Origin of the sequence: Shinella zoogloeoides, assembly GCF_022682305.1 — a bacterium.
Classification (GTDB): domain Bacteria; phylum Pseudomonadota; class Alphaproteobacteria; order Rhizobiales; family Rhizobiaceae; genus Shinella; species Shinella zoogloeoides_B.
In genome coordinates this window covers 868150-885472 of sequence record NZ_CP093528.1, presented here as the reverse complement: position 1 = coordinate 885472, position 17323 = coordinate 868150, and the positions used below count along the sequence as shown (strand labels likewise).

General features: G+C 65.5%; 22 protein-coding genes. 6 read left to right on the top strand and 16 right to left on the bottom strand.

All coding sequences use genetic code 11. The annotated features are described in order from the left end of the window. Positions 1–85: 85 nt before the first annotated feature. From MOE34_RS04455 to MOE34_RS04400, 12 genes are all read right to left on the bottom strand, one after another. A complete protein-coding gene (locus tag MOE34_RS04455) occupies positions 86–880 on the bottom strand; it encodes a DUF6456 domain-containing protein (RefSeq protein ID WP_242221396.1) in 795 nt (264 codons plus the stop codon). Next, on the bottom strand, positions 873–1328 hold the full coding sequence (locus MOE34_RS04450; RefSeq protein ID WP_347342749.1) for a helix-turn-helix domain-containing protein: 456 nt from the start codon (positions 1326–1328) through the stop codon (positions 873–875). The genes MOE34_RS04455 and MOE34_RS04450 overlap by 8 nt, the downstream gene beginning before the upstream one ends. Before the next feature lie 207 nt (positions 1329–1535). Beyond that, positions 1536–1970, bottom strand: a complete 435-nt coding sequence (locus MOE34_RS04445; protein WP_242221394.1) for a MucR family transcriptional regulator — start codon at positions 1968–1970, stop codon at positions 1536–1538. A gap of 427 nt (positions 1971–2397) precedes the next feature. Next, positions 2398–2754, bottom strand: a complete 357-nt coding sequence (gene mnhG / locus MOE34_RS04440) for a monovalent cation/H(+) antiporter subunit G (protein WP_242221392.1) — start codon at positions 2752–2754, stop codon at positions 2398–2400. After that, the gene (locus MOE34_RS04435) at positions 2751–3104 is read right to left on the bottom strand and encodes a cation:proton antiporter (protein ID WP_242221390.1); all 354 of its coding nucleotides are present in this window, start codon (positions 3102–3104) and stop codon (positions 2751–2753) included. Before MOE34_RS04435 ends, mnhG begins: the two co-directional genes overlap by 4 nt. Next, complete coding sequence (locus tag MOE34_RS04430) at positions 3104–3577, bottom strand: Na+/H+ antiporter subunit E (RefSeq protein WP_242221387.1); 474 nt, start codon at positions 3575–3577, stop codon at positions 3104–3106. Before MOE34_RS04430 ends, MOE34_RS04435 begins: the two co-directional genes overlap by 1 nt. A 2-nt stretch (positions 3578–3579) precedes the next feature. Then, complete coding sequence (locus tag MOE34_RS04425) at positions 3580–5121, bottom strand: Na+/H+ antiporter subunit D (RefSeq protein WP_242221386.1); 1542 nt, start codon at positions 5119–5121, stop codon at positions 3580–3582. Positions 5122–5138: 17 nt separating this feature from the next. Continuing rightward, the gene (locus MOE34_RS04420) at positions 5139–5516 is read right to left on the bottom strand and encodes a Na+/H+ antiporter subunit C (protein ID WP_242221384.1); all 378 of its coding nucleotides are present in this window, start codon (positions 5514–5516) and stop codon (positions 5139–5141) included. Beyond that, positions 5516–5935 (bottom strand): Na(+)/H(+) antiporter subunit B, encoded by a 420-nt coding sequence (locus MOE34_RS04415; protein ID WP_242221382.1) that lies wholly within the window; start codon positions 5933–5935, stop codon positions 5516–5518. The genes MOE34_RS04420 and MOE34_RS04415 overlap by 1 nt, the downstream gene beginning before the upstream one ends. Continuing rightward, positions 5932–8268, bottom strand: coding sequence for a putative monovalent cation/H+ antiporter subunit A (locus tag MOE34_RS04410; protein WP_242221380.1), 2337 nt, complete (start codon positions 8266–8268; stop codon positions 5932–5934). Before MOE34_RS04410 ends, MOE34_RS04415 begins: the two co-directional genes overlap by 4 nt. Positions 8269–8314: 46 nt before the next feature. Next, the gene (locus MOE34_RS04405; protein ID WP_242221378.1) at positions 8315–8710 is read right to left on the bottom strand and encodes a type II toxin-antitoxin system VapC family toxin; all 396 of its coding nucleotides are present in this window, start codon (positions 8708–8710) and stop codon (positions 8315–8317) included. Next, positions 8707–8958, bottom strand: coding sequence for a type II toxin-antitoxin system VapB family antitoxin (locus MOE34_RS04400; RefSeq protein WP_242221376.1), 252 nt, complete (start codon positions 8956–8958; stop codon positions 8707–8709). The genes MOE34_RS04405 and MOE34_RS04400 overlap by 4 nt, the downstream gene beginning before the upstream one ends. Positions 8959–9075: 117 nt before the next feature. Here MOE34_RS04400 and msrB point away from each other — a divergent pair, with 117 nt between their 5' ends. Further along, on the top strand, positions 9076–9483 hold the full coding sequence (msrB, locus tag MOE34_RS04395; RefSeq protein ID WP_242221374.1) for a peptide-methionine (R)-S-oxide reductase MsrB: 408 nt from the start codon (positions 9076–9078) through the stop codon (positions 9481–9483). Here msrB and MOE34_RS04390 read toward each other — a convergent pair whose 3' ends face one another. Further along, positions 9484–9987 carry a GNAT family N-acetyltransferase gene (locus MOE34_RS04390; protein WP_242221372.1) on the bottom strand — a complete coding sequence of 168 codons (504 nt, stop codon included), beginning with the start codon at positions 9985–9987 and terminating at the stop codon, positions 9484–9486. It abuts the gene before it with no gap. Between the two features lie 115 nt (positions 9988–10102). Between MOE34_RS04390 and MOE34_RS04385 the strand changes: the two genes are divergently transcribed. Beyond that, complete coding sequence (locus MOE34_RS04385; RefSeq protein ID WP_242221370.1) at positions 10103–10603, top strand: hypothetical protein; 501 nt, start codon at positions 10103–10105, stop codon at positions 10601–10603. Between the two features lie 4 nt (positions 10604–10607). Here the strand turns inward: MOE34_RS04385 and trhA are convergent, their stop codons facing one another. Together trhA and MOE34_RS04375 are read right to left on the bottom strand one after the other, a co-directional pair. Beyond that, positions 10608–11264 (bottom strand): PAQR family membrane homeostasis protein TrhA, encoded by a 657-nt coding sequence (gene trhA / locus MOE34_RS04380; RefSeq protein WP_242221368.1) that lies wholly within the window; start codon positions 11262–11264, stop codon positions 10608–10610. Positions 11265–11369: 105 nt separating this feature from the next. Further along, positions 11370–11693 (bottom strand): TraR/DksA family transcriptional regulator, encoded by a 324-nt coding sequence (locus MOE34_RS04375; RefSeq protein ID WP_242221366.1) that lies wholly within the window; start codon positions 11691–11693, stop codon positions 11370–11372. A 301-nt stretch (positions 11694–11994) separates the two neighbouring features. On the opposite strand from MOE34_RS04375, the gene MOE34_RS04370 reads away from it, so the two are divergent. Continuing rightward, positions 11995–12855 carry a VOC family protein gene (locus tag MOE34_RS04370; protein WP_242223750.1) on the top strand — a complete coding sequence of 287 codons (861 nt, stop codon included), beginning with the start codon at positions 11995–11997 and terminating at the stop codon, positions 12853–12855. 35 nt (positions 12856–12890) lie between these two features. On the opposite strand, the gene MOE34_RS04365 is transcribed toward MOE34_RS04370, so the two are convergent. Beyond that, the gene (locus MOE34_RS04365) at positions 12891–13301 is read right to left on the bottom strand and encodes a DUF930 domain-containing protein (protein WP_242221364.1); all 411 of its coding nucleotides are present in this window, start codon (positions 13299–13301) and stop codon (positions 12891–12893) included. A gap of 165 nt (positions 13302–13466) precedes the next feature. Between MOE34_RS04365 and MOE34_RS04360 the strand changes: the two genes are divergently transcribed. The 3 genes from MOE34_RS04360 to MOE34_RS04350 all read left to right on the top strand — a co-directional run bounded on the left by MOE34_RS04360 (position 13467) and on the right by MOE34_RS04350 (position 17263). Next, positions 13467–14594 carry an AI-2E family transporter gene (locus MOE34_RS04360; RefSeq protein ID WP_242221362.1) on the top strand — a complete coding sequence of 376 codons (1128 nt, stop codon included), beginning with the start codon at positions 13467–13469 and terminating at the stop codon, positions 14592–14594. 91 nt (positions 14595–14685) lie between these two features. After that, complete coding sequence (locus MOE34_RS04355) at positions 14686–14997, top strand: ArsR/SmtB family transcription factor (RefSeq protein WP_242223749.1); 312 nt, start codon at positions 14686–14688, stop codon at positions 14995–14997. Between the two features lie 172 nt (positions 14998–15169). After that, positions 15170–17263, top strand: a complete 2094-nt coding sequence (locus MOE34_RS04350) for a S9 family peptidase (RefSeq protein WP_242221361.1) — start codon at positions 15170–15172, stop codon at positions 17261–17263. Positions 17264–17323: the final 60 nt, after the last annotated feature.

Sequence of the window (17323 nt, the reverse complement as noted above, 5' to 3'; positions counted from 1 at the left end):
AGTGGCGGGAAACCGGCGCGACATGCCCCTTCTCCCCGCTTGCGGGGAGAAGGTCGCGGCAGCGGGATGAGGGGCCGGCCCCACCTCACCCGCCCATCTCCGGCCGATACCCCTCCGCCCCCCAGGCATGCGACCGCCGCGCCGCTGCAGCCGGAGGCGCATAGTGCCGGGCGAGCGCCATCAGCGCCGCGCGCAGCATCAGCTTTGCCGAGCGTACCGGCCATTGCCGCTCGCGCTCCACCGTCTCCAGCCCCTTCATGAAGCAGCAGACGTCGAGCGCCACGCCCGACAGTTCCGGCCCGATCGCCTCGATGGCACGCGCGACGCGCAGGCGTGCGGCGAGCGCCGTGTCGGTCAGTTCGCGCGCCGCCCCCGCCTCGCCCTTCTGGCGGCTGGCGATGCGCGGCTCCCAGGACATGGTCATGCGCGGCTGGAGACCGCCACGGGTGAAATCGGCATGCAGCCGCTCGCCGGCCGCAAGCGCGCTTTCCGGCAGGAACGCCTCGCCCGTCTTCTCCTTCAGCCGGGCAAGGCCGGCGAGCGGCGATTCCAGCCGGTTGGCAAGCGCCCGCTCACGCGCGCCGTCGCGCACGACGACCACCTCTTCCAGCTCGCGGTGCTGGCCGGCAAAGGATGTCTCGGCATCGCAGAGCCGGCGCTTGAGAAAGGCCCGCGCCTCCGCCGTCGCCGCCAGCCGATCGCCATAGTATCGGACGAGGCCGAGCTGCACCGCTTCCGTCAGGGCCCCGCCGCAAACCGCCTGCCTACGGCCGCCGGCGACGAGGTTGCCGTCATCCAGGCTCGCCGCGCCGGCCGCCAGCAGGAAGCGCAGCAGCCGCGCCAGTTCCACATCCCTCTTCTTCGCCGCCCCCTCACTCATGGCTGCCGATCCCCGCCGGACCGAAGACGGAGAGGACGGCCCGCTCGATGGCCGAGACGAAGGCATCGAAGGAGGCGTCGTCGCGGCGGTCCTCCACCACGTTGCAGGCATGGCTGACCGTGGTGCGGTCGCGCCCGAAGGCCGCGCCGATATCCGACAGCGACAGCCGCAGGACGACATGACAGACATACATGGCGATCTGGCGCACATGGCAGGTGGAGCGGCGGCCGTCGCGCCGCCAGAGTGGCCGGTCGCTCGCCAGCGCCGTCATTTCCAGCGCGAGCTGGCGCACGATGCGGCAGGCGACGGGCGCCGGCACCGCGGGCGTCTGCGGCATGCCCATTACCCGGTAGCCAGGTCCCGGCCCCTCGCCTGACACTGCGCCCTTGATTTCCGGGGCTGCGGCCTCGGGCAAGGCCTGTCGCGGGGAAAGCGTGAGCTGCTGCATGACTGGTCACTCCGTTAATAGGAATTTATTCATACACCCTAGAGGAGGACCGAGGATGAATGAAGCGACCAGCCGCAACCCTTCCTTGAATTTCCAGCTTAATTTATAATTCTTATCCCCGAAATAGGGATTTATTCCTTATCATTGCGCAAGAAAAAGGCCGGAGCGCATGGCTCCGGCCTTTTTTCGCGTTCCCGGCGTGCGGGCTTACTTGCCCTTGCGACGCTGGCCGAGGCCCATTTCCTTGGCGAGGCGCGAACGCGCTTCGGCATAGGCGGGGGCGACCATCGGGTAATCGGCCGGCAGGTCCCACTTCTCGCGGTACTCTTCCGGGGTCATGCCGTAATGGGTCATGAGGTGGCGCTTCAGCGACTTGAACTTCTGGCCGTCCTCCAGGCAGATGATGTAGTCGCTCTGTACCGACTTCTTCACCGGCACCGGCGGCTTCGGCTTCTCGGCGACGACGGGCGCCTCGACGGCGGCGGCCGGCTGCGTGGTGTTGTTGAGCGCGGCGTGCACATCGGCGATCAGGCTCGGCAGCTCGGAAACCGGCACGACATGGTTGCCGACATAGGCGGCAACAATATCGGCCGTGAGCTCCACGAGCAGATTCGAGCTGGCGCCGAGGGTTGATTCAGACATTTCTTTCTCCTGTCGAGCAACGCGAAAGCCGATGGTGCTTTCCATCGGCCCTGTCCTTCAATTCCGGATAAAGCCTCCTCCCCCGGCATGCCTGCAGCAGAACGATGCTCGCCGGCAGCACGACTTCGGAAGTTCCGGTTCTTGTCGTCAATATAATTTTTCAGCGTAACGGAAGCCGCCCGGCCGAATCTCTTGCCGACATATTTACCGCCTTGAAGGCAGCGACGGCACGAATTCAACCTAGACAGGAAAACCGCACACAGGACAAATCAACCCGGATGCTTTACTTCATCTGAAATATCATTCCCCAATTCATTGTCCAGTATTATTTTGAACAATGCATGGAGATACCTTCGAGGAAAGTTATCCGCCCTTTTGAAAGCCGAAGGATATTATAAAGTTTAGGGGTTCTTAATTCAACGGTTTCTCAACGCTTCTTGGCGTCACGCCGCTCCGCTTCACGCATATCGTCGATGACGGTCAGCCGCGTCAGACGATAGCCGGCCCCGTGCGCGGCCTTGGCGACCAGATGCGCGGCGACCGGCGCCGTGAGCACGAAGAAGACGAAGCCGGCGAGCGCACGCGTGAAAATCGCCACATCCAGCGCGTGGATGCCCGCCGCGAAGAGCATGAGGCCCGAGCCGACCGTGCCCGCCTTGGAGGCCGCGTGCATGCGGGTATAGACATCCGGCAGGCGCACGAGGCCCAGCGCCGCAAGGAAGGTGAAGACGCCGCCGGCCACCAGCATGGCGCCCACCGCGAGGGCGAGAACGAGGTCCATCATCGGCGCACCCTCCGCTTGCCGCCGGTCCGGCCCTGCCGCGCCGCGGCCGGCGCAGGCTCCTCCTCGCCCGGCTCCATGCCCTGGCGCATGACGAAGCGCGCAAAGGCGACGGTCGCCAGGAACCCGACGAGGCCGAGCGCGATGGCGATATCGATATAGAGGTTGAAGCCCGTCTTGATGGCGAGGACGGCGATGAAGCCGATGGCGATGGCGACCAGCATGTCGAGCGCCACGATGCGGTCCGGTAGCGTCGGCCCCCGGATGACGCGGAAGGCTGTGAGGAAGAAGGCCGCGCACATCAGCAAGAGCGCGATGGCGGAAGCGGCGGAGATGATCGTTTCAGCGCCCATCAGCGGAAGGCCTCCAGTATCTTCTTCTCGAAGCCGTTCGCGATGTCGCGCCGGGTGCTGACGGGATCAGGGCAGTCGAGGGCGTGCACGTAGAGCACCTTGCGGTCCGGCGAGACGTCGACGGAGAGCGTGCCCGGCGTCAGCGTGATGAGGTTGGCGAGCAGCGTGATCTCGAAGTCACGGTCGACCGTCAGCGGGAAGGCGAAGATGCCCGGCTTCAGCGGCATTTTCGGGCTGGCCACCAGCACGGCGACCTTCCAGGCGGACAGGGCCAGCTCCTTGATGAACAGCACGACGAGCGACAGCAGCTTCAGCGGCCGCACGCGCCGGCCGTCGGGCTGGATATGGCCGCGGATGAGCGCAAGCGACAGCGCCCCGGCGACGAGGCCGAGCAGGAGGTTCGGCACGGTGAAGCTGCCGGAAACGGCGAGCCACACGAGAGCGAAGAGTGTGACGACGACGGCGGGCCGCATGGTCAGTTCCCCCCCGGGAAGACGGAGCCGACATAGGTCCGCGGATCGGAAAGCCCCTGCGCCGCCTGCTGGACGGCCGCAAGCAGCGTCTCGGGGAAGAGGCCGAAGAGGACGGTGAGCGCCGTCAGCGCGGCGAGCGGCAGCAGCGCGCTCGGTGGAATGGCGACGACGGGCAGCGCCTCGCCCACCGGACGCCAATAGGCGAGGAGGAAGACGCGGCCGACCGCGATCGTCGTCAGGAAGCCGGTGAGGAAGACCGCCGCCGTCAGCCACCATGCGCCGATATCCATGGCCGCCTTGGCCACCATGACCTTGGGCCAGAAGCCGGAGAACGGCGGCAGGCCGGAGACGGCGAAGAACAGCACCAGCGAGAGCGCCGAAAAGAGCGCCGAGCGGGCATAAAGGCCGCCCAGCCGGTTGAGATCGAACGAACCGGCGAGCCTTCCGGCAAGGCCGGCGGCCATGTAGAGCGCCGTCATGACCACCATGGAATGCAGCGCATAGAAGATCGCCCCGCCGATGCCGCCGGGGCTGCCGAGCGCAAGGCCCGCCAGCATGACGCCGATGCCGGAAATGACGAGATAGCCGAGCAGCCGGCGGATATCGCTCTGGCCGAGCGCGCCGAGCGCGCCGAGGAGCATGGTGGCCGCGCCGGCAAGCGCGATGACGAAGCTCAACTCCTCCCGCTCGACGGGAAAGAGCATGACCAGCGTACGCAGCAGCGCATAGATGCCGACCTTGGTGAGCAGGCCCGAAAACAGCGCCGAGACCACCACGCGCGGCGTGTGGTAGGAGGCCGGTAGCCAGAAGTTCACCGGGAAGGCCGCCGCCTTCATGCCGAAGGCGAGAAGGTAGAGCGTGGCGAGCGTCATCAGCGGCAGGTCCTCGCGCCCGGCCGCCGCCTTGGTGGCGATGTCGGCCATGTTGAGCGTGCCGAAGATGCCGTAGAGATAGCCGGTCGTGATGAGGAAGAGCGTCGTCGCGATGAGGTTGAGGAAGGCGTATTTGATCGCGCCGTCGATCTGGCGCGGCTCGGAGCCGAGCGTGATCAGGCCGAAGGACGAGATCAGCAGCACCTCGAACCAGACATAGAGGTTGAAGATGTCGCCGGTGAGGAAGGCGCCCGAGACGCCGGCCATCAGCAGCAGCAGGAACGGGTAGAAGCCGTAGCGCCGGCCGGTGCCGTCGACGTCGCCCAGGGCATGCACCGCCCCCGCCAGCGCCACGACCGCGCCGGCAAGCGCGAAGAGCACGCCCGTCAGGTCCGCCGTGAACGCGATGCCGAAGGGCGGAAGCCAGCGGCCCATGACCATGGTGACCGGGCCGTTGGCGAAGACATGCATCAGCAGCAGCGCATCCATGAGCACGAGCACGGCGAGCGCCGGCACGGCGAGGAGACCCTGCAGGCGCAGCGACTTGCGCAGCATCAGCAACACCGCGCCCGACAGCAGGCACCAGACGGGCGGCAGCACCACGAGCCAGTCGGCGGCCAGGACCGGCGTCATGACGAGGGCTGCGGAAAGATCGATGGGCGTTGCGGCCATTGGCGGGGCGGTTCCTGTCAGTAGCCGGTCGGCGGAAGGGAATCGTTCTCCGGCTCGGCCAGACGCATCTCGTTGCCGTTGTCGGTGCCGAGATCCTGGTAGGCGCGATAGACGAGGACGAGAAGGAAGGCGAAGAAGGAGAAGGAGATGACGATGGCCGTCAGGATCAGCGCCTGCGGCAGCGGATTGGCGGTGAGCGCCGCCGGCACGTCATGGCCCGCCGGGATGATCGGCGGCACCTCGCGCAGGATGCGGCCATTGGCAAAGAGCAGCAGGTTCACCGCATTGCCGAGCAGCACGACGCCGAGCAGTACGCGCACCAGGAACTTCGACAGCATCAGGTAGACGGCGGCGGCGAAGAACAGGCCGATGAGCAGGACGAAGGGCACTTCCATCAGATATCGTCCCCCGCCTCGAGCGCCAACGCGATAGAGGTGATCGACCCCACCACGACGAGATAGACGCCGGTATCGAACAGCATGACGCTGGAGAGCGGAATCTCGACGCCGAGCACCGACGGATAGATCCACAGCCCCGTCATGAAGGGTACGGCGGAAAAGACCGACAGAAGGCCCGCGACGGCGGCCATGGCCAGGCCGAAGGCGGAAATCGCCATCGGATGGAACCACAGCGCCCGGCGCACGGCCTCAACACCGTTGGCGATGCCGAAGATCGCGAGCGCCGATACGGCGATCAGCCCGCCGATGAAGCCCCCGCCCGGCTCGTTATGGCCACGCAGCAGGACGAAAAGGGAGAAGAGCACCATCAGCGCGGTGAGGAAGGGGGCGACGGTACGGAAGATCAGCGTGTTCATGGCTGCCCCCTCTCGCCGCCCTTGCGGATGCGGACGATCGACAGGATCGCCAGCCCCGTCACCATGACGACGGCGATCTCGCCCAGCGTATCCGTGCCGCGGAAATCGACGATGATGACATTCACCACATTGGCGCCGTGGGCGATCGTCTTCGAATAGAGGTTGAAGAAATCCGTGAGCGCCGTGTCGAAGCGGCCCTGCGTGACCTTCAGCAGATAGAGCGAGAAGCCGAGGCCGCAGGCGATGGCGATGGTGACATCCGGTATCTTTTCCCGCAGGGGGCGATGATCGCGCGGCGTCAGCTTCAGACGCGTCATGACGAGCGCCAGGATGACGACCGACAGCGTCTCGATCATGAACTGGGTGAAGGCGAGGTCCGGCGCGCCGAAAAGCAGGAAGAGCAGCGCAACGCAGAACCCCTGGATGCCGAGCGCGACGATGGCCGTCAGACGCGTGTTCGCCGTCAGCACCGCGCCGATGCCGATGACGGCGAGCACCATAACCGCCGTCTCATGGAAAGGCATACCGGCCGGCCAGACCGGCAGGCGCGGCCACTCGCCGTAGACGGCGGGCGGCGTCAGCAGCGCCAGCGCGATCACCGCAAAGGTCGCCGTCATGTAGAATTCCATGTGGCCCGGCTGCGTCAGGCGGCTGATGGACGTTGCGCCGCGCACCAGCCCGGCCATTGCCTGGTCGAAACCCCTGTCCGGTCCCCAGCCGATATCCTCGACCAGCCGGCCCGCCGCCGCGCGGATTTTGTCGAGGAAGACATAAGCGAGAATACCGAAGGCGACGGTGACGGCCGAAAGGACGAGCGCCGGGCCGGCATGGGGCACGGCGGAAATGGTGACGGTCTCGGGCTTGCCGGCAATGGCGGAAGCGAGCGGCGAGGTCAGCAGCGCATGCGCGGTCGCAGAGAACAGGCCGATGACCAGCCCCTTTGCCGCCAGCAGCATCGGCCCGATCCACAGCAGCACCGGCCCCTCATGCGCGTGCCTCGGGGTCTCGACCTTCGCCCCGAGGAAGGGTTTCAGCGCGACGGCGAAGGCGACGGCGAACATCAGGCCGTTGCCGATAATGGCGGCGAGCGTGAAGGCGATGGCGCGCAGGCTGCCGCCGGCGAGCGCCGCATAGACCTCCTCCTTGGCGAGGAAGCCGAAGAAGGGCGGCAGGCCCGCCATGGAGAGCGCCGCGAGCAGGGCGGCGAGGAAGGTAACGGGCATGGCGCGGCGAAGACCGCCGAGCCTTGTGATGTCGCGCGTTCCCGCCTCGTGGTCGATGAGGCCGGCGACCATGAAGAGCGCGCCCTTGAAGAGCGAATGAGCGACGAGATAGAGCGCCGCCGCCGCGACCGCATGCTGCGAGCCGAAGCCGGTCAGCATCACCAGAAGCCCGAGCGAGGCGACGGTCGTATAGGCGAGCATCAGCTTAAGATCGGTCTGGCGGACGGCGAGCACCGCGCCGAACAGCAGCGTCAGGCCGCCGAATGCAGGCAGGATCGTTTCCCAGGCCGGCGTGCCGCCCATCACCGGGTTGAGCCGCATCAGGAGATAGACGCCGGCCTTCACCATGGTCGCCGAATGGAGATAGGCGGATACCGGCGTCGGCGCTTCCATGGCGTTCGGCAGCCAGAAATGGAACGGGAACTGCGCCGACTTGGTGAAGGCGCCGCCGAGGACGAGGAAGAGCAGCGGCAGGTAGAAGGGGCTTGCCCGCACCTCCTCGCCCAGGGACATCAGGAGCGAGAGCTGCGTAACGTCGGTGACGTCCCACAGCAAGAGCAGCCCGGCGAGCAGGAACAACCCGCCCCCGCCCGTCACCACCAGCGCCTGCAGCGCCGCCCGGCGCGAGGCTTCGCGCGCATGGTCGAAGCCGATCAGCAGGAAGGAGGTGATCGAGGTCAGCTCCCAGAAGACGAAGAGCATCAGAAAACTGTCGGAGGCGACGAGACCGAGCATCGAGCCCATGAACATCAGGATGAAGGAGAAGAACCGCCCCTGATGCGGATGCCCCTTCAGGTAGCCGCCGGCATAGAGCACGATCAACGTGCCGATGCCGGAGATCAGGAGCAGGAAGGCGAGCGACAGGCCGTCGATCAGCCAGGAGAAGCTGACATTGTAGGACGGCACCCAGGCATAGCCGCCGGTGACGACGCCGCCCTGTGCGATCTGCGCATTAAAGCCGAGGAAATGGAGGAAGACGGCGAAGGGCACGAGCGCCAGCGGCCAGGCGGCGCGATGGCCGAGGAGCCGCGTGAGGACGGGCGCGACGAGCGCGCCGAGAAACGGCAGACAGAAGGCGAGAAAGGTCAGGCCCATCGTGTCCGGTGTCATCCCCTCTCCCCGTCTGCGGGCTTCGCCCGTCGTTGGCTTCGAAATGTCAGAGCGCTGTTTCTATGTCGGTTCGTGCGAAATCGCCACCCTTGAACAGCAAAGGCGCGGCGTTTTCACGCGCTAATGCATAGGAAAAACAGTCGCCATAGTTCAGGTGCGCTGCATGGCCGGTGCCGCGGCCGAAGTGCCGGAAGGCATCGAAGGCGATCTCGGCCTGTGCTGCCGTGACCGGCTCTATGCGGATATCGGCGCGCAGCAGAAAGGCATCGAGCGCATTGACACCCGAACCGCCATAGCGGGCAAATAGCACCATCTTCGTCTCGAGCAGGCTCGCGGCACTCATGACACGTCCGGCCGCCCGCGCGATGGCCTCATTGAAGACACGCCGCTCCGGCTCGTCCGTCAGGATGGCGACAAGCGCCGACGTATCAAGAACGATCATCGCGGCAGGCCGCTCTCGTCATAGCCCAGGATTTCATCGGCGCTACGGGGATCGTGCACCGGCAGGCTCGCGCAGTCGAGGGCGATGCGGTCGAGCTGGTCGGCGAGCCTCGGCACATGCGCCTGCCGCACCCGGACAAGGCGCTCCTCGATGGATATTTTTACGGCCCGAGTGAGGCTTTCGCCGGTCGTTTCAGCCAGCTCGCGCGCAAGGGCATATGCCTTCTCGTCCTTGATGTTCAAAGGCATGTTTTCCTCCATTACATCCTCCATGGAGGATAGAAGGAAGCGCCGCCTTTTACAAGAAGCGGTGCCGATTGTCTTGCCGCAATCCCCGTCCTATCTATAGCGCAACGGAAGAACGCGATGGGTGAGACGACGATGCTGAAGGTCAACAAAACGAAGGAAGAATGGCGGCAGGTTCTGACGCCGGAGCAGTTCCGCATCACGCGCGAACACGGCACGGAGCGGGCCTTTTCCAGCCCCGATTTCGACCTGTCCAAGAAGGGCACCTATCGCTGCATCTGCTGCGACAGGCCGCTCTACCGTTCCGAGGCGAAATACAATTCCGGCACCGGCTGGCCGAGCTTCTACCAGCCGATCGAGCCGGGCGCGGTGACGGACCATTCCGACCATTCCTACGGCATGACGCGCACGGAAATCCGCTGCGCGGATTGCGACGCCCATCTCGGCCATGTCTTCCCCGACGGCCCGCCGCCGACGGGCCTGCGCTATTGCATGAACGGCGTGGCGCTCAGCTTCGACGAGGACTGATCACCGCTTCGGGACCTTCAGCTCCATGCAGGTCAGGTCCAGCCAGCGGCCGAACTTGATGCCGACCTCGCTGAACCGGCCGACGACGCGGAAGCCGAGCGTTTCGTGCAGCCGGATCGACGCGGTGTTTTCCGCCTCGATGCCGGCGATCATGACATGGACGCCGTTGAAGCCCGCCCGGTCGATCAGCGCCTTCAGAAGACGCTTGCCCGTGCCGGTGCCGCGCGCGTCCTTGTGCACATAGACGGAATGCTCGACCGTGTGGCGGTAGCCGTCGAAGGCGCGCCAGTCGCCATAGGAGGCATAGCCGATCACCTGCCTGCCGCGCACCGCCACGAGGACGGGAAAACCGCGCTCACGGCGGGCAGCGAACCATGCCTTGCGGTTGTCGAGATCGACCACCGCCTCGTTCCAGATCGCGGTGGTATGGGCGACGGCATCGTTGTAGATGTCCATGACGCCGGGCAGGTCGGCCTCCGTGGCGTCGCGTATCGTGATGTCCATGGTTCCCCCCGGTTCTGCCCCATGGCATACAGGAGGAGCGGGAAAGCTGTCCAGCCCGCGATGAAACGCCCGGCACCGCCCGTTATCCGCAAAACGCCATCGAAGAGAATTTTCCGTGCACCGCTTTCTGCTGATCCTCCTGCTGCTCCTGCCCGCCGCCGCTTTCGCCCAATCTCCCGAGACCTATGTCAACGCCCGCATGGGCTTTGCGGTGGAGATTCCGCCGGGCTTCACGCTGATGCAGGAAGCCGACAGTGGCGACGGGCGGACCTATGCGAAGGGCGAGGCGCGGCTCCTAGTCTGGGGGAACCTCCTTGACGGCGGCCTCTTCGAGGACGAGGTGGCCACCCGGCGCATGGCCTATCTCCGGGAGGGCTGGGATATCGGCTACAACCGGGAGGAGGCAGGCTGGGCGAGCCTTTCCGGCACGCTGGCCGGCTCCATCCTCTATCACCGGATCATCGCGCTCTGCGACGATGCCGCCGCCTCCTTCGTGCTGGAATATCCGAAGTCGATGAAGAAGGAGATGGCGCCCTTCATCGGCAGGCTGGTGAAGTCGCTGCGGCCGGCGAGCGGCTGCACGCGCGCGCAGGACGCCGCGCCCGCGGCGCAATAATCGTCTAGACGCCCGAGACGACGCTTGAGACGACGGCCGAGTAGTGCACGGCCGCCGCCGCCACCACGAAGCCGTGCCAGATGGCGTTCTGGAAGCGCAGCGCCTCCCAGACATGGAAGATGACGCCGACCGAGTAGAGCACGCCGCCGACCACGATCAGCGTGAGCGTGGTGACCGAAAGATGCGCCAGCAGCGGCCCGGCGGCGAAGACGCCGACCCAGCCCATGGCGAGATAGATGAGGATCGCCAGCCTGTCGTAGCGGCCGGGGAAAAGGAACTTCAGCGCGATGCCGCCGGCCGCCATCGTCCAGATGAAGACCAGCATGCCGGCGAGGAACGGGTCCTCGATGCCGCGCTGCAGGAAGGGCGTGTAGGTGGCGGCGATCAGCACGAAGATCGCCGAATGGTCGAAGCGGCGCAGGTGCCACTTCACCATCGAGACGGGCCAGATATTGTAGGCGAAGGAAATCGCCAGCGCGAGCACGAGACCCGTGCCGTAGACCCAGGCCGCCGCCAGTTGCCCGCTCGTCGCGAAGACCGTGGCGTAGAAGATGAGCGCGGTGACGCCGACCAGCGCGAAGACCACGCCGACACCATGCACGATGCCGTCGGCGATGACCTCATACCGGTCGTAGTTCCACTTGACGCCCTTGATTTCCACGCTCGTCCACCCGCGATGACTGCAGCATCATCGTCGCGCGTTTGCGCTGTGGAGGCAAGGGGTTGCGCGATGCGCGGCCATCACGAATCTTTGCCGCGTGAGACACTATTGCCGCGCGATGCACTCTTCGCAAAGGGCCGCGTGCGGCACGGCGGCAAGGCGGGCGGGCGAGATCGGCTCGCCGCACTTGGCGCAGGTCCCGAAGGTGCCGGCGGCGATGCGGTCGAGCGCCGCGTCGATGGCTTCCAGCTCCTTGAGGCCCGTCACGCCGAATTCCTCCAGCACCTCGTCGTTCTCGCGCTCCACGGCGCGCTCGCCGCTATCGCCGCTCTTCAGCGTGTCGAGATCCTTCTCGATCTTGTGAAGCCGGCCGTAAAGCTCGCGCTTGCGGGTGAGAAGAATGTCCTTGTAATGCGCCACGTCCGTCACGATACGGGTCTCCTTCGTTTCGACATGCAGCGAAATTCGCACTCCCGGCCTGTAACGGCATTGATCGGAATCAAGTTCCCGCCGCCGGATCGTCAATGCTGCATTGACAGTCAATCACCGAAACGCCGCCTTTCTTGAACGATCCGGTTGCATCATATTCCCTGCGACAGAACGGTTCCCCGAAGGGAACCGGAACAGGGATCATACCATGACGGACCTCGACAGACGGACATTCCTCGGCGCAGCCGCCGCGGGCATCGCCGCCGGCAAGGCCGGCCCCATTCGCGCGGAGACCGCCCCCATGACCAGCACCGCCACCCATGCCGTCGACATGCCGGCCTTCGTCGACCACTCGCATCTGACCGTGATCGACCTGCCGATGGTGTCGGCCTTCTACCAGCAGGCGATGGGCCTCTCGGTGCTGGAAAAGGCGGCCTCCGGCGAGACGCTCGGCGTTGCCGGCCGGCCGCTCCTGACCCTGACGACCGGCGGCAATGCCGCCCGCGCGCCGCGCAACGCGCCCGGCCTCTTCCACACTGCGTTCCTCGTGCCGAACCGCAGGGAACTCGGCCGGTGGCTCGCCCACGCCGCGCACAACAACGTACCCCTTACCGGCGCCTCGGACCATCTCGTCAGCGAGGCGATCTACCTCGACGACCCGGAAGGCAACGGCATCGAGATCTACCGGGACCGCGACCGCGCCGAATGGACCTATGTGCCCGATGGCACGGTGAAGATGGCGACGCACCGGCTCGACCTGCAGGCACTCTACGACGAAGCGCCGAAGGACGGCTGGAACGGCCAGGAAAACGGCACGGCCATCGGCCATATCCATCTGCAGGTTTCCGACATCCCCGAGGCCGACGCCTTCTTCCACGACGTGCTCGGCCTCGACATCATGGCGCGCTATCCGGGCGCGAGCTTCTTCGCCACCGGCAAGTACCATCACCATGTCGCGGCCAATGTCTGGAACTCGCGCGGACAGCCGAAACGGCAGGGCGGCATGAGCGGCCTTGCGGACTACACGATCCGCTTCAACGACAGGGCAAAGCTGGATGCGGCCGTGAAGAAGCTCGACGAACTGTCGATCGCCACGACGCGCGCGGGCGACACGGTCTCGCTGGTTGATCCGTGGGGCATCGGGCTGAAGCTTACGGCCTGAGCCCGGTTGCGGCCCCTCTCCCGTCGCTCGCGACCTCAGTCGTAGAGATAATGCGCCGCCCACTCCTCATGCGGCACCTGCTCGCCGATCCTGTACTTGAAGCCGTTGACCTCCAGCCGGTCTTCGCTCGCCTCGCATTTATAGGACAGGCGATACCACTCGCCCTTGCTGCGGAAGACGGCGCCCTTCGTCTTGAAGGTCGTGCCGTCCAGCTTGGGATCACCGAACGCATAGGCGATCACCTTGTCCGGGCGGAAGCCGCCCTTGCCGCCGCCGATGCGGTCCATGGCCTCCATGTCGCAACGCTGCTCCAGCCGCTCTTCCGGCGTCAGCTTTTCCAGTTGTCCGCGAATGCGCGCGTCGAGCGCCAGGGCGGGCGATGCGCAAAACGGCGCAAGTGCCAGCGCGAACAGCGCGATACGGCGCGCGGTCCCTTGCCGATCCATCGTTCTGCCTCCTCTTCCTGCCATCGATTCCGACCCTGTTAATACCGGGTTAACGCGCACTATGTCGATTTGACGACAAGTCGCAAGCGACTCAAGGTTTCATGCCTGCTTTCGGGAACTTACCGCCACCCGGCGCGTTTCCGGCGCGAAATCTGGGGAAGCACCATGCACGATGTATCCGGAAAGCCCGCCGAACGCCGCCTCCTGCAGGCCGGTCCCGCCCCGACGGACGACCCTTCGCGGGAGATGCCGCGCCGCTCCGGACTGGACATCGCCGCCGCCTGGGCGGCCATCGGCATCTTCTCGATCATGGCCATGGGCGTCGTCTACCTGATGGCGCCGATCCTCATTCCGCTTTCCCTCGCCGTCGTCACCGGCCTCATCCTCGGCGTGGCGGCGGAGAAGCTGAATGCGCTCGGCATTCCTCCCCTGCCGACGGCCCTGCTGCTGGCCGGCCTCTTCGGCACCGGCCTGTTCTTCATCGCCGGCCTGCTGGCCGACCCGATCGCCCAACTCGCCGCAAACGCGCCGGACCTCGTGCGCGGCGCCTATGACCGGATAACCCCGCTCTTCTCCCGCTTCGGCTGGCTGAACCTCCATGCGCAGACCTTTGAGACGGGGCAGATGTCGGTGGAGAAGGTGCTGGAGAACACCGGCAGCATCCTCGGCATCCTTTCGGCAAGCCTCACCCCGGCGCTGCTGCAGGCCATGATCTTCTTCGCCGCGCTCGTGCTCTTCCTGTCCGCGCGGCTGAAGCTGCGCCAGATGCTCATCATGGCCTTTCCCCGCCGCGGCCAACGGCTGGCGGCCATCCGCATCATGAACGCCATCGACAGCGCGCTCGGCTACTATTTCGCCACCGCCGCGCTGGTCTATGGCGGACTGGGCCTTGCCGCCACCCTCATCGCCTGGGGCGGAGGGCTGGCCATGCCCGCGCTCTGGGGGCTTTTCGCCTTCCTGTCCAGCTTCGTGCCGTTCCTCGGCGTGACGCTGATGACCATAGCGCTCGCCGCCGCCGGTCTCCTGACGCACGAGACGCTGGCGATGGGTCTTCTGCCCGCGCTCGCCTTCTTCCTCGTGCATCTCGCGATGGAAAACCTCGTCATGCCGGCGGTGATGGGCAAGCGGCTGGAGGTCAACGCCTTCCTCATCTTCACCGCCATCATCTTCTGGACCTGGATGTGGGGCGCAGCCGGCGCGATGCTCGCCCTTCCCCTCTCCATCATCGGCATGACGATCGCCGATGAACTGCGCCCGGCAAAACGAAAGGCCCGGCGCAACCTGCCCGGCTGACCACTGGAAGATCGTTAAAAATCGCGTATAATATAAAATAGACTGCTAATGTATGGAGTATCCCGTGGTCATCATCCCATTCCGTGAGGCTATGCCGGCCTCCCGGGCTAGGGCCATTCGGGCGGCCAGGATTTCCGGTCTCCTGAAAACATTGGCCCACCCGGCGCGGCTTTTGCTTGTCTGTAAGCTCGCCGAAGGCGAGACTTCGGTCGGAGAGCTTGAAAACAAGCTTGCCGTCCACCAGCCGACCCTGTCCCAGCAGCTTAACGTGCTGCGTGAAGCCGGCATCGTCAGCGCGCGCCGTGAAGGCAAGCAGATCTTCTACAGGCTGACCGACGAGCGGGCATGCCAGCTCGTCGGCGCGCTCGGTGCGATCTTCTGCGGCGATACGCAGATCCTGTAGCGGCCGCCCCATCGGTCCTTCAACGGCGCTCCCGACGGGTCCGCCGCAATCTTCCGTCCCCTTCGACACCGCCTTCCCCACCGGCCGCTCAAACCTTCGGCCACGGCCTTGATGCGAAGGGCGGGTCTCTCTATCTCTTTGATCCCGCCTACCGATTTGCCGGAGTGAAATCTTGTCCGTCTTCAAAAACCTGCCCGCCGCCCCCCTCGCCGCGAAGAAGCCCGTCTCCGACACCCGCCACGGCATCACCCGCACCGACGACTATGCCTGGTTCCGCGACGAGAACTGGCAGGCGATGTTCAAGGATCCCTCCATCCTGCAACCGGAAATCCGCGCGCATCTGGAGGCGGAGAACGCCTATATGAACGCCGCCATGGCGGATACCGCGGCGCTGCAGAAAACGCTGTTTTCCGAGATGCGCGGCCGCATCAAGGAGGACGACAGCTCCGTGCCGGTCAAGGACGGCCCCTTCGCCTACGGCACCGCCTTTGTCACCGGCGGCGAGCAGCCGCGCTATTTCCGCGAGCCGCGCGACGGCGGCGAGCGCACCGTCCTGCTGGACGGCGACAGCGAGGCGGAAGGCAAGGACTATTTCCGTCTTTCCGGCATAGACCACTCCACCGATCATTCCGTCGGCATCTGGGGCTATGACGACAAGGGTTCGGAATATTTCACGCTGAAGGTGCGCGACCTTGCAACCGGCAAGGACCATGCCGACGAAATCGTCAATTCCGGCGGCGGCGGCGTGTGGGCGCCGGATGCGAAGAGCTTCTTCTACACCGCGCTCGACGAGAACCACCGCCCCTCGAAGATCTTCCACCATATCCTCGGCGAGCGGCAGGAAAACGACCGCCTCGTCTATGAGGAGAAGGACGCAGGCTTCTTCATGTCGGTCGGCGGCTCGCTGCTCGACGATTTCATCTATATCGACATCCACGACCACGAGACGAGCGAATACCGCCTGCTCTCCACCAAGGACCTGTTCGCCGCCCCGGCCCTCGTCGCGCCACGCCAGACGGGCCTCGAATATTCGATGACGGAGGGCGGCGACGTCTTCTACATCCTCACCAATGCCGACGGCGCGAAGGACTTCAAGATCTGCCAGACGCCGGTGATCGCCCCCGGCCGCGAGAACTGGACCGAGGTCGTGCCGCATCGCCCCGGCACGCTGATCCTCAACCACATGGCGTTTGCCCGCCACCTCGTCTGGCTGGAGCGTCACGAGGGCCTTCCCCGCATCGTGGTGCGCGACCGGATGAGCGGCGAGGAACACGCCATCGCCTTCGCCGAGGAAGCCTATTCGCTCGGCCTGTCGGGCGCGGCGGAGTACGACACCGACGTCATCCGCTTCTCCTACTCCTCGATGACCACGCCCTCGCAGCTCTTCGACTACAATATGGCGACGCGCGAGCGCCGGCTTCTCAAGACGCAGGAAGTGCCCTCCGGCCACAACCCGGACGACTACGTCACCCGCCGCGTCTTCGCCCCCGCATGGGACGGCGAAAAGGTGCCGGTCACCCTGCTCTACCGCAAGGACACGCCGCTCGACGGCTCGGCCCCGTGCCTGCTCTACGGCTACGGCGCCTACGGCATCACCATCCCGGCCTCCTTCAACACCAATTGCCTGTCGCTCGCCGACCGCGGCTTCGTCTATGCCATCGCCCATATCCGCGGCGGCAAGGACAAGGGCTTCGCCTGGTACGAAAACGGCAAGATGGACAAGAAGACCAATACCTTCAAGGACTTCATCGCGGCGGCCGACTATCTGAATCAAGAGAGGTTCACGTCCTACGCGAACATCGTCGCCGAAGGCGGCTCGGCCGGCGGCATGCTGATGGGCGCGGTCGCCAACATGGCGCCGGAGAAATTCGGCGGCATCATCGCGGCCGTTCCCTTCGTCGACGTGCTCAACACCATGCTGGACGACACCCTGCCGCTGACCCCGCCGGAATGGCCGGAATGGGGCAATCCCATCGAGAGCAAGGATTTCTACCAGCTCATGGCGAGCTACTCGCCCTATGACAATGTCGGGGCAAAGCCCTACCCTGCCATCCTCGCCCTTTCCGGTCTCACCGACCCGCGCGTGACCTACTGGGAGCCGACGAAGTGGGTGGCGCGGCTGCGCGAGAAGACCACCGGCAGCGAGCCGATCCTGCTCAAGACGAACATGGGCGCGGGCCATGGCGGCGCATCGGGCCGCTTCCAGCGGCTGGAGGAGATCGCCTTCGAATATGCCTTCGCGATCAAGGTGGCGGGGAAGATGTAGGACGGAGGGGCGGCGCCGAGAACCTTTCGCTCCGCCCTCCGACGCCCTATCTGATAGGCA

Bases quoted from the DNA above. Each gene is read 5' to 3' on its own strand.
- MOE34_RS04455 (WP_242221396.1), bottom strand. From the start codon at position 880: ATGAGTGAGGGGGCGGCGAAGAAGAGGGATGTGGAACTGGCGCGGCTG.
- MOE34_RS04450 (WP_347342749.1), bottom strand. From the start codon at position 1,328: ATGCAGCAGCTCACGCTTTCCCCGCGACAGGCCTTGCCCGAGGCCGCA.
- MOE34_RS04445 (WP_242221394.1), bottom strand. From the start codon at position 1,970: ATGTCTGAATCAACCCTCGGCGCCAGCTCGAATCTGCTCGTGGAGCTC.
- mnhG (WP_242221392.1), bottom strand. From the start codon at position 2,754: ATGATGGACCTCGTTCTCGCCCTCGCGGTGGGCGCCATGCTGGTGGCC.
- MOE34_RS04435 (WP_242221390.1), bottom strand. From the start codon at position 3,104: ATGGGCGCTGAAACGATCATCTCCGCCGCTTCCGCCATCGCGCTCTTG.
- MOE34_RS04430 (WP_242221387.1), bottom strand. From the start codon at position 3,577: ATGCGGCCCGCCGTCGTCGTCACACTCTTCGCTCTCGTGTGGCTCGCC.
- MOE34_RS04425 (WP_242221386.1), bottom strand. From the start codon at position 5,121: ATGGCCGCAACGCCCATCGATCTTTCCGCAGCCCTCGTCATGACGCCG.
- MOE34_RS04420 (WP_242221384.1), bottom strand. From the start codon at position 5,516: ATGGAAGTGCCCTTCGTCCTGCTCATCGGCCTGTTCTTCGCCGCCGCC.
- MOE34_RS04415 (WP_242221382.1), bottom strand. From the start codon at position 5,935: ATGAACACGCTGATCTTCCGTACCGTCGCCCCCTTCCTCACCGCGCTG.
- MOE34_RS04410 (WP_242221380.1), bottom strand. From the start codon at position 8,268: ATGACACCGGACACGATGGGCCTGACCTTTCTCGCCTTCTGTCTGCCG.
- MOE34_RS04405 (WP_242221378.1), bottom strand. From the start codon at position 8,710: ATGATCGTTCTTGATACGTCGGCGCTTGTCGCCATCCTGACGGACGAG.
- MOE34_RS04400 (WP_242221376.1), bottom strand. From the start codon at position 8,958: ATGCCTTTGAACATCAAGGACGAGAAGGCATATGCCCTTGCGCGCGAG.
- msrB (WP_242221374.1), top strand. From the start codon at position 9,076: ATGGGTGAGACGACGATGCTGAAGGTCAACAAAACGAAGGAAGAATGG.
- MOE34_RS04390 (WP_242221372.1), bottom strand. From the start codon at position 9,987: ATGGACATCACGATACGCGACGCCACGGAGGCCGACCTGCCCGGCGTC.
- MOE34_RS04370 (WP_242223750.1), top strand. From the start codon at position 11,995: ATGACCAGCACCGCCACCCATGCCGTCGACATGCCGGCCTTCGTCGAC.
- MOE34_RS04365 (WP_242221364.1), bottom strand. From the start codon at position 13,301: ATGGATCGGCAAGGGACCGCGCGCCGTATCGCGCTGTTCGCGCTGGCA.
- MOE34_RS04360 (WP_242221362.1), top strand. From the start codon at position 13,467: ATGCACGATGTATCCGGAAAGCCCGCCGAACGCCGCCTCCTGCAGGCC.
- MOE34_RS04355 (WP_242223749.1), top strand. From the start codon at position 14,686: ATGCCGGCCTCCCGGGCTAGGGCCATTCGGGCGGCCAGGATTTCCGGT.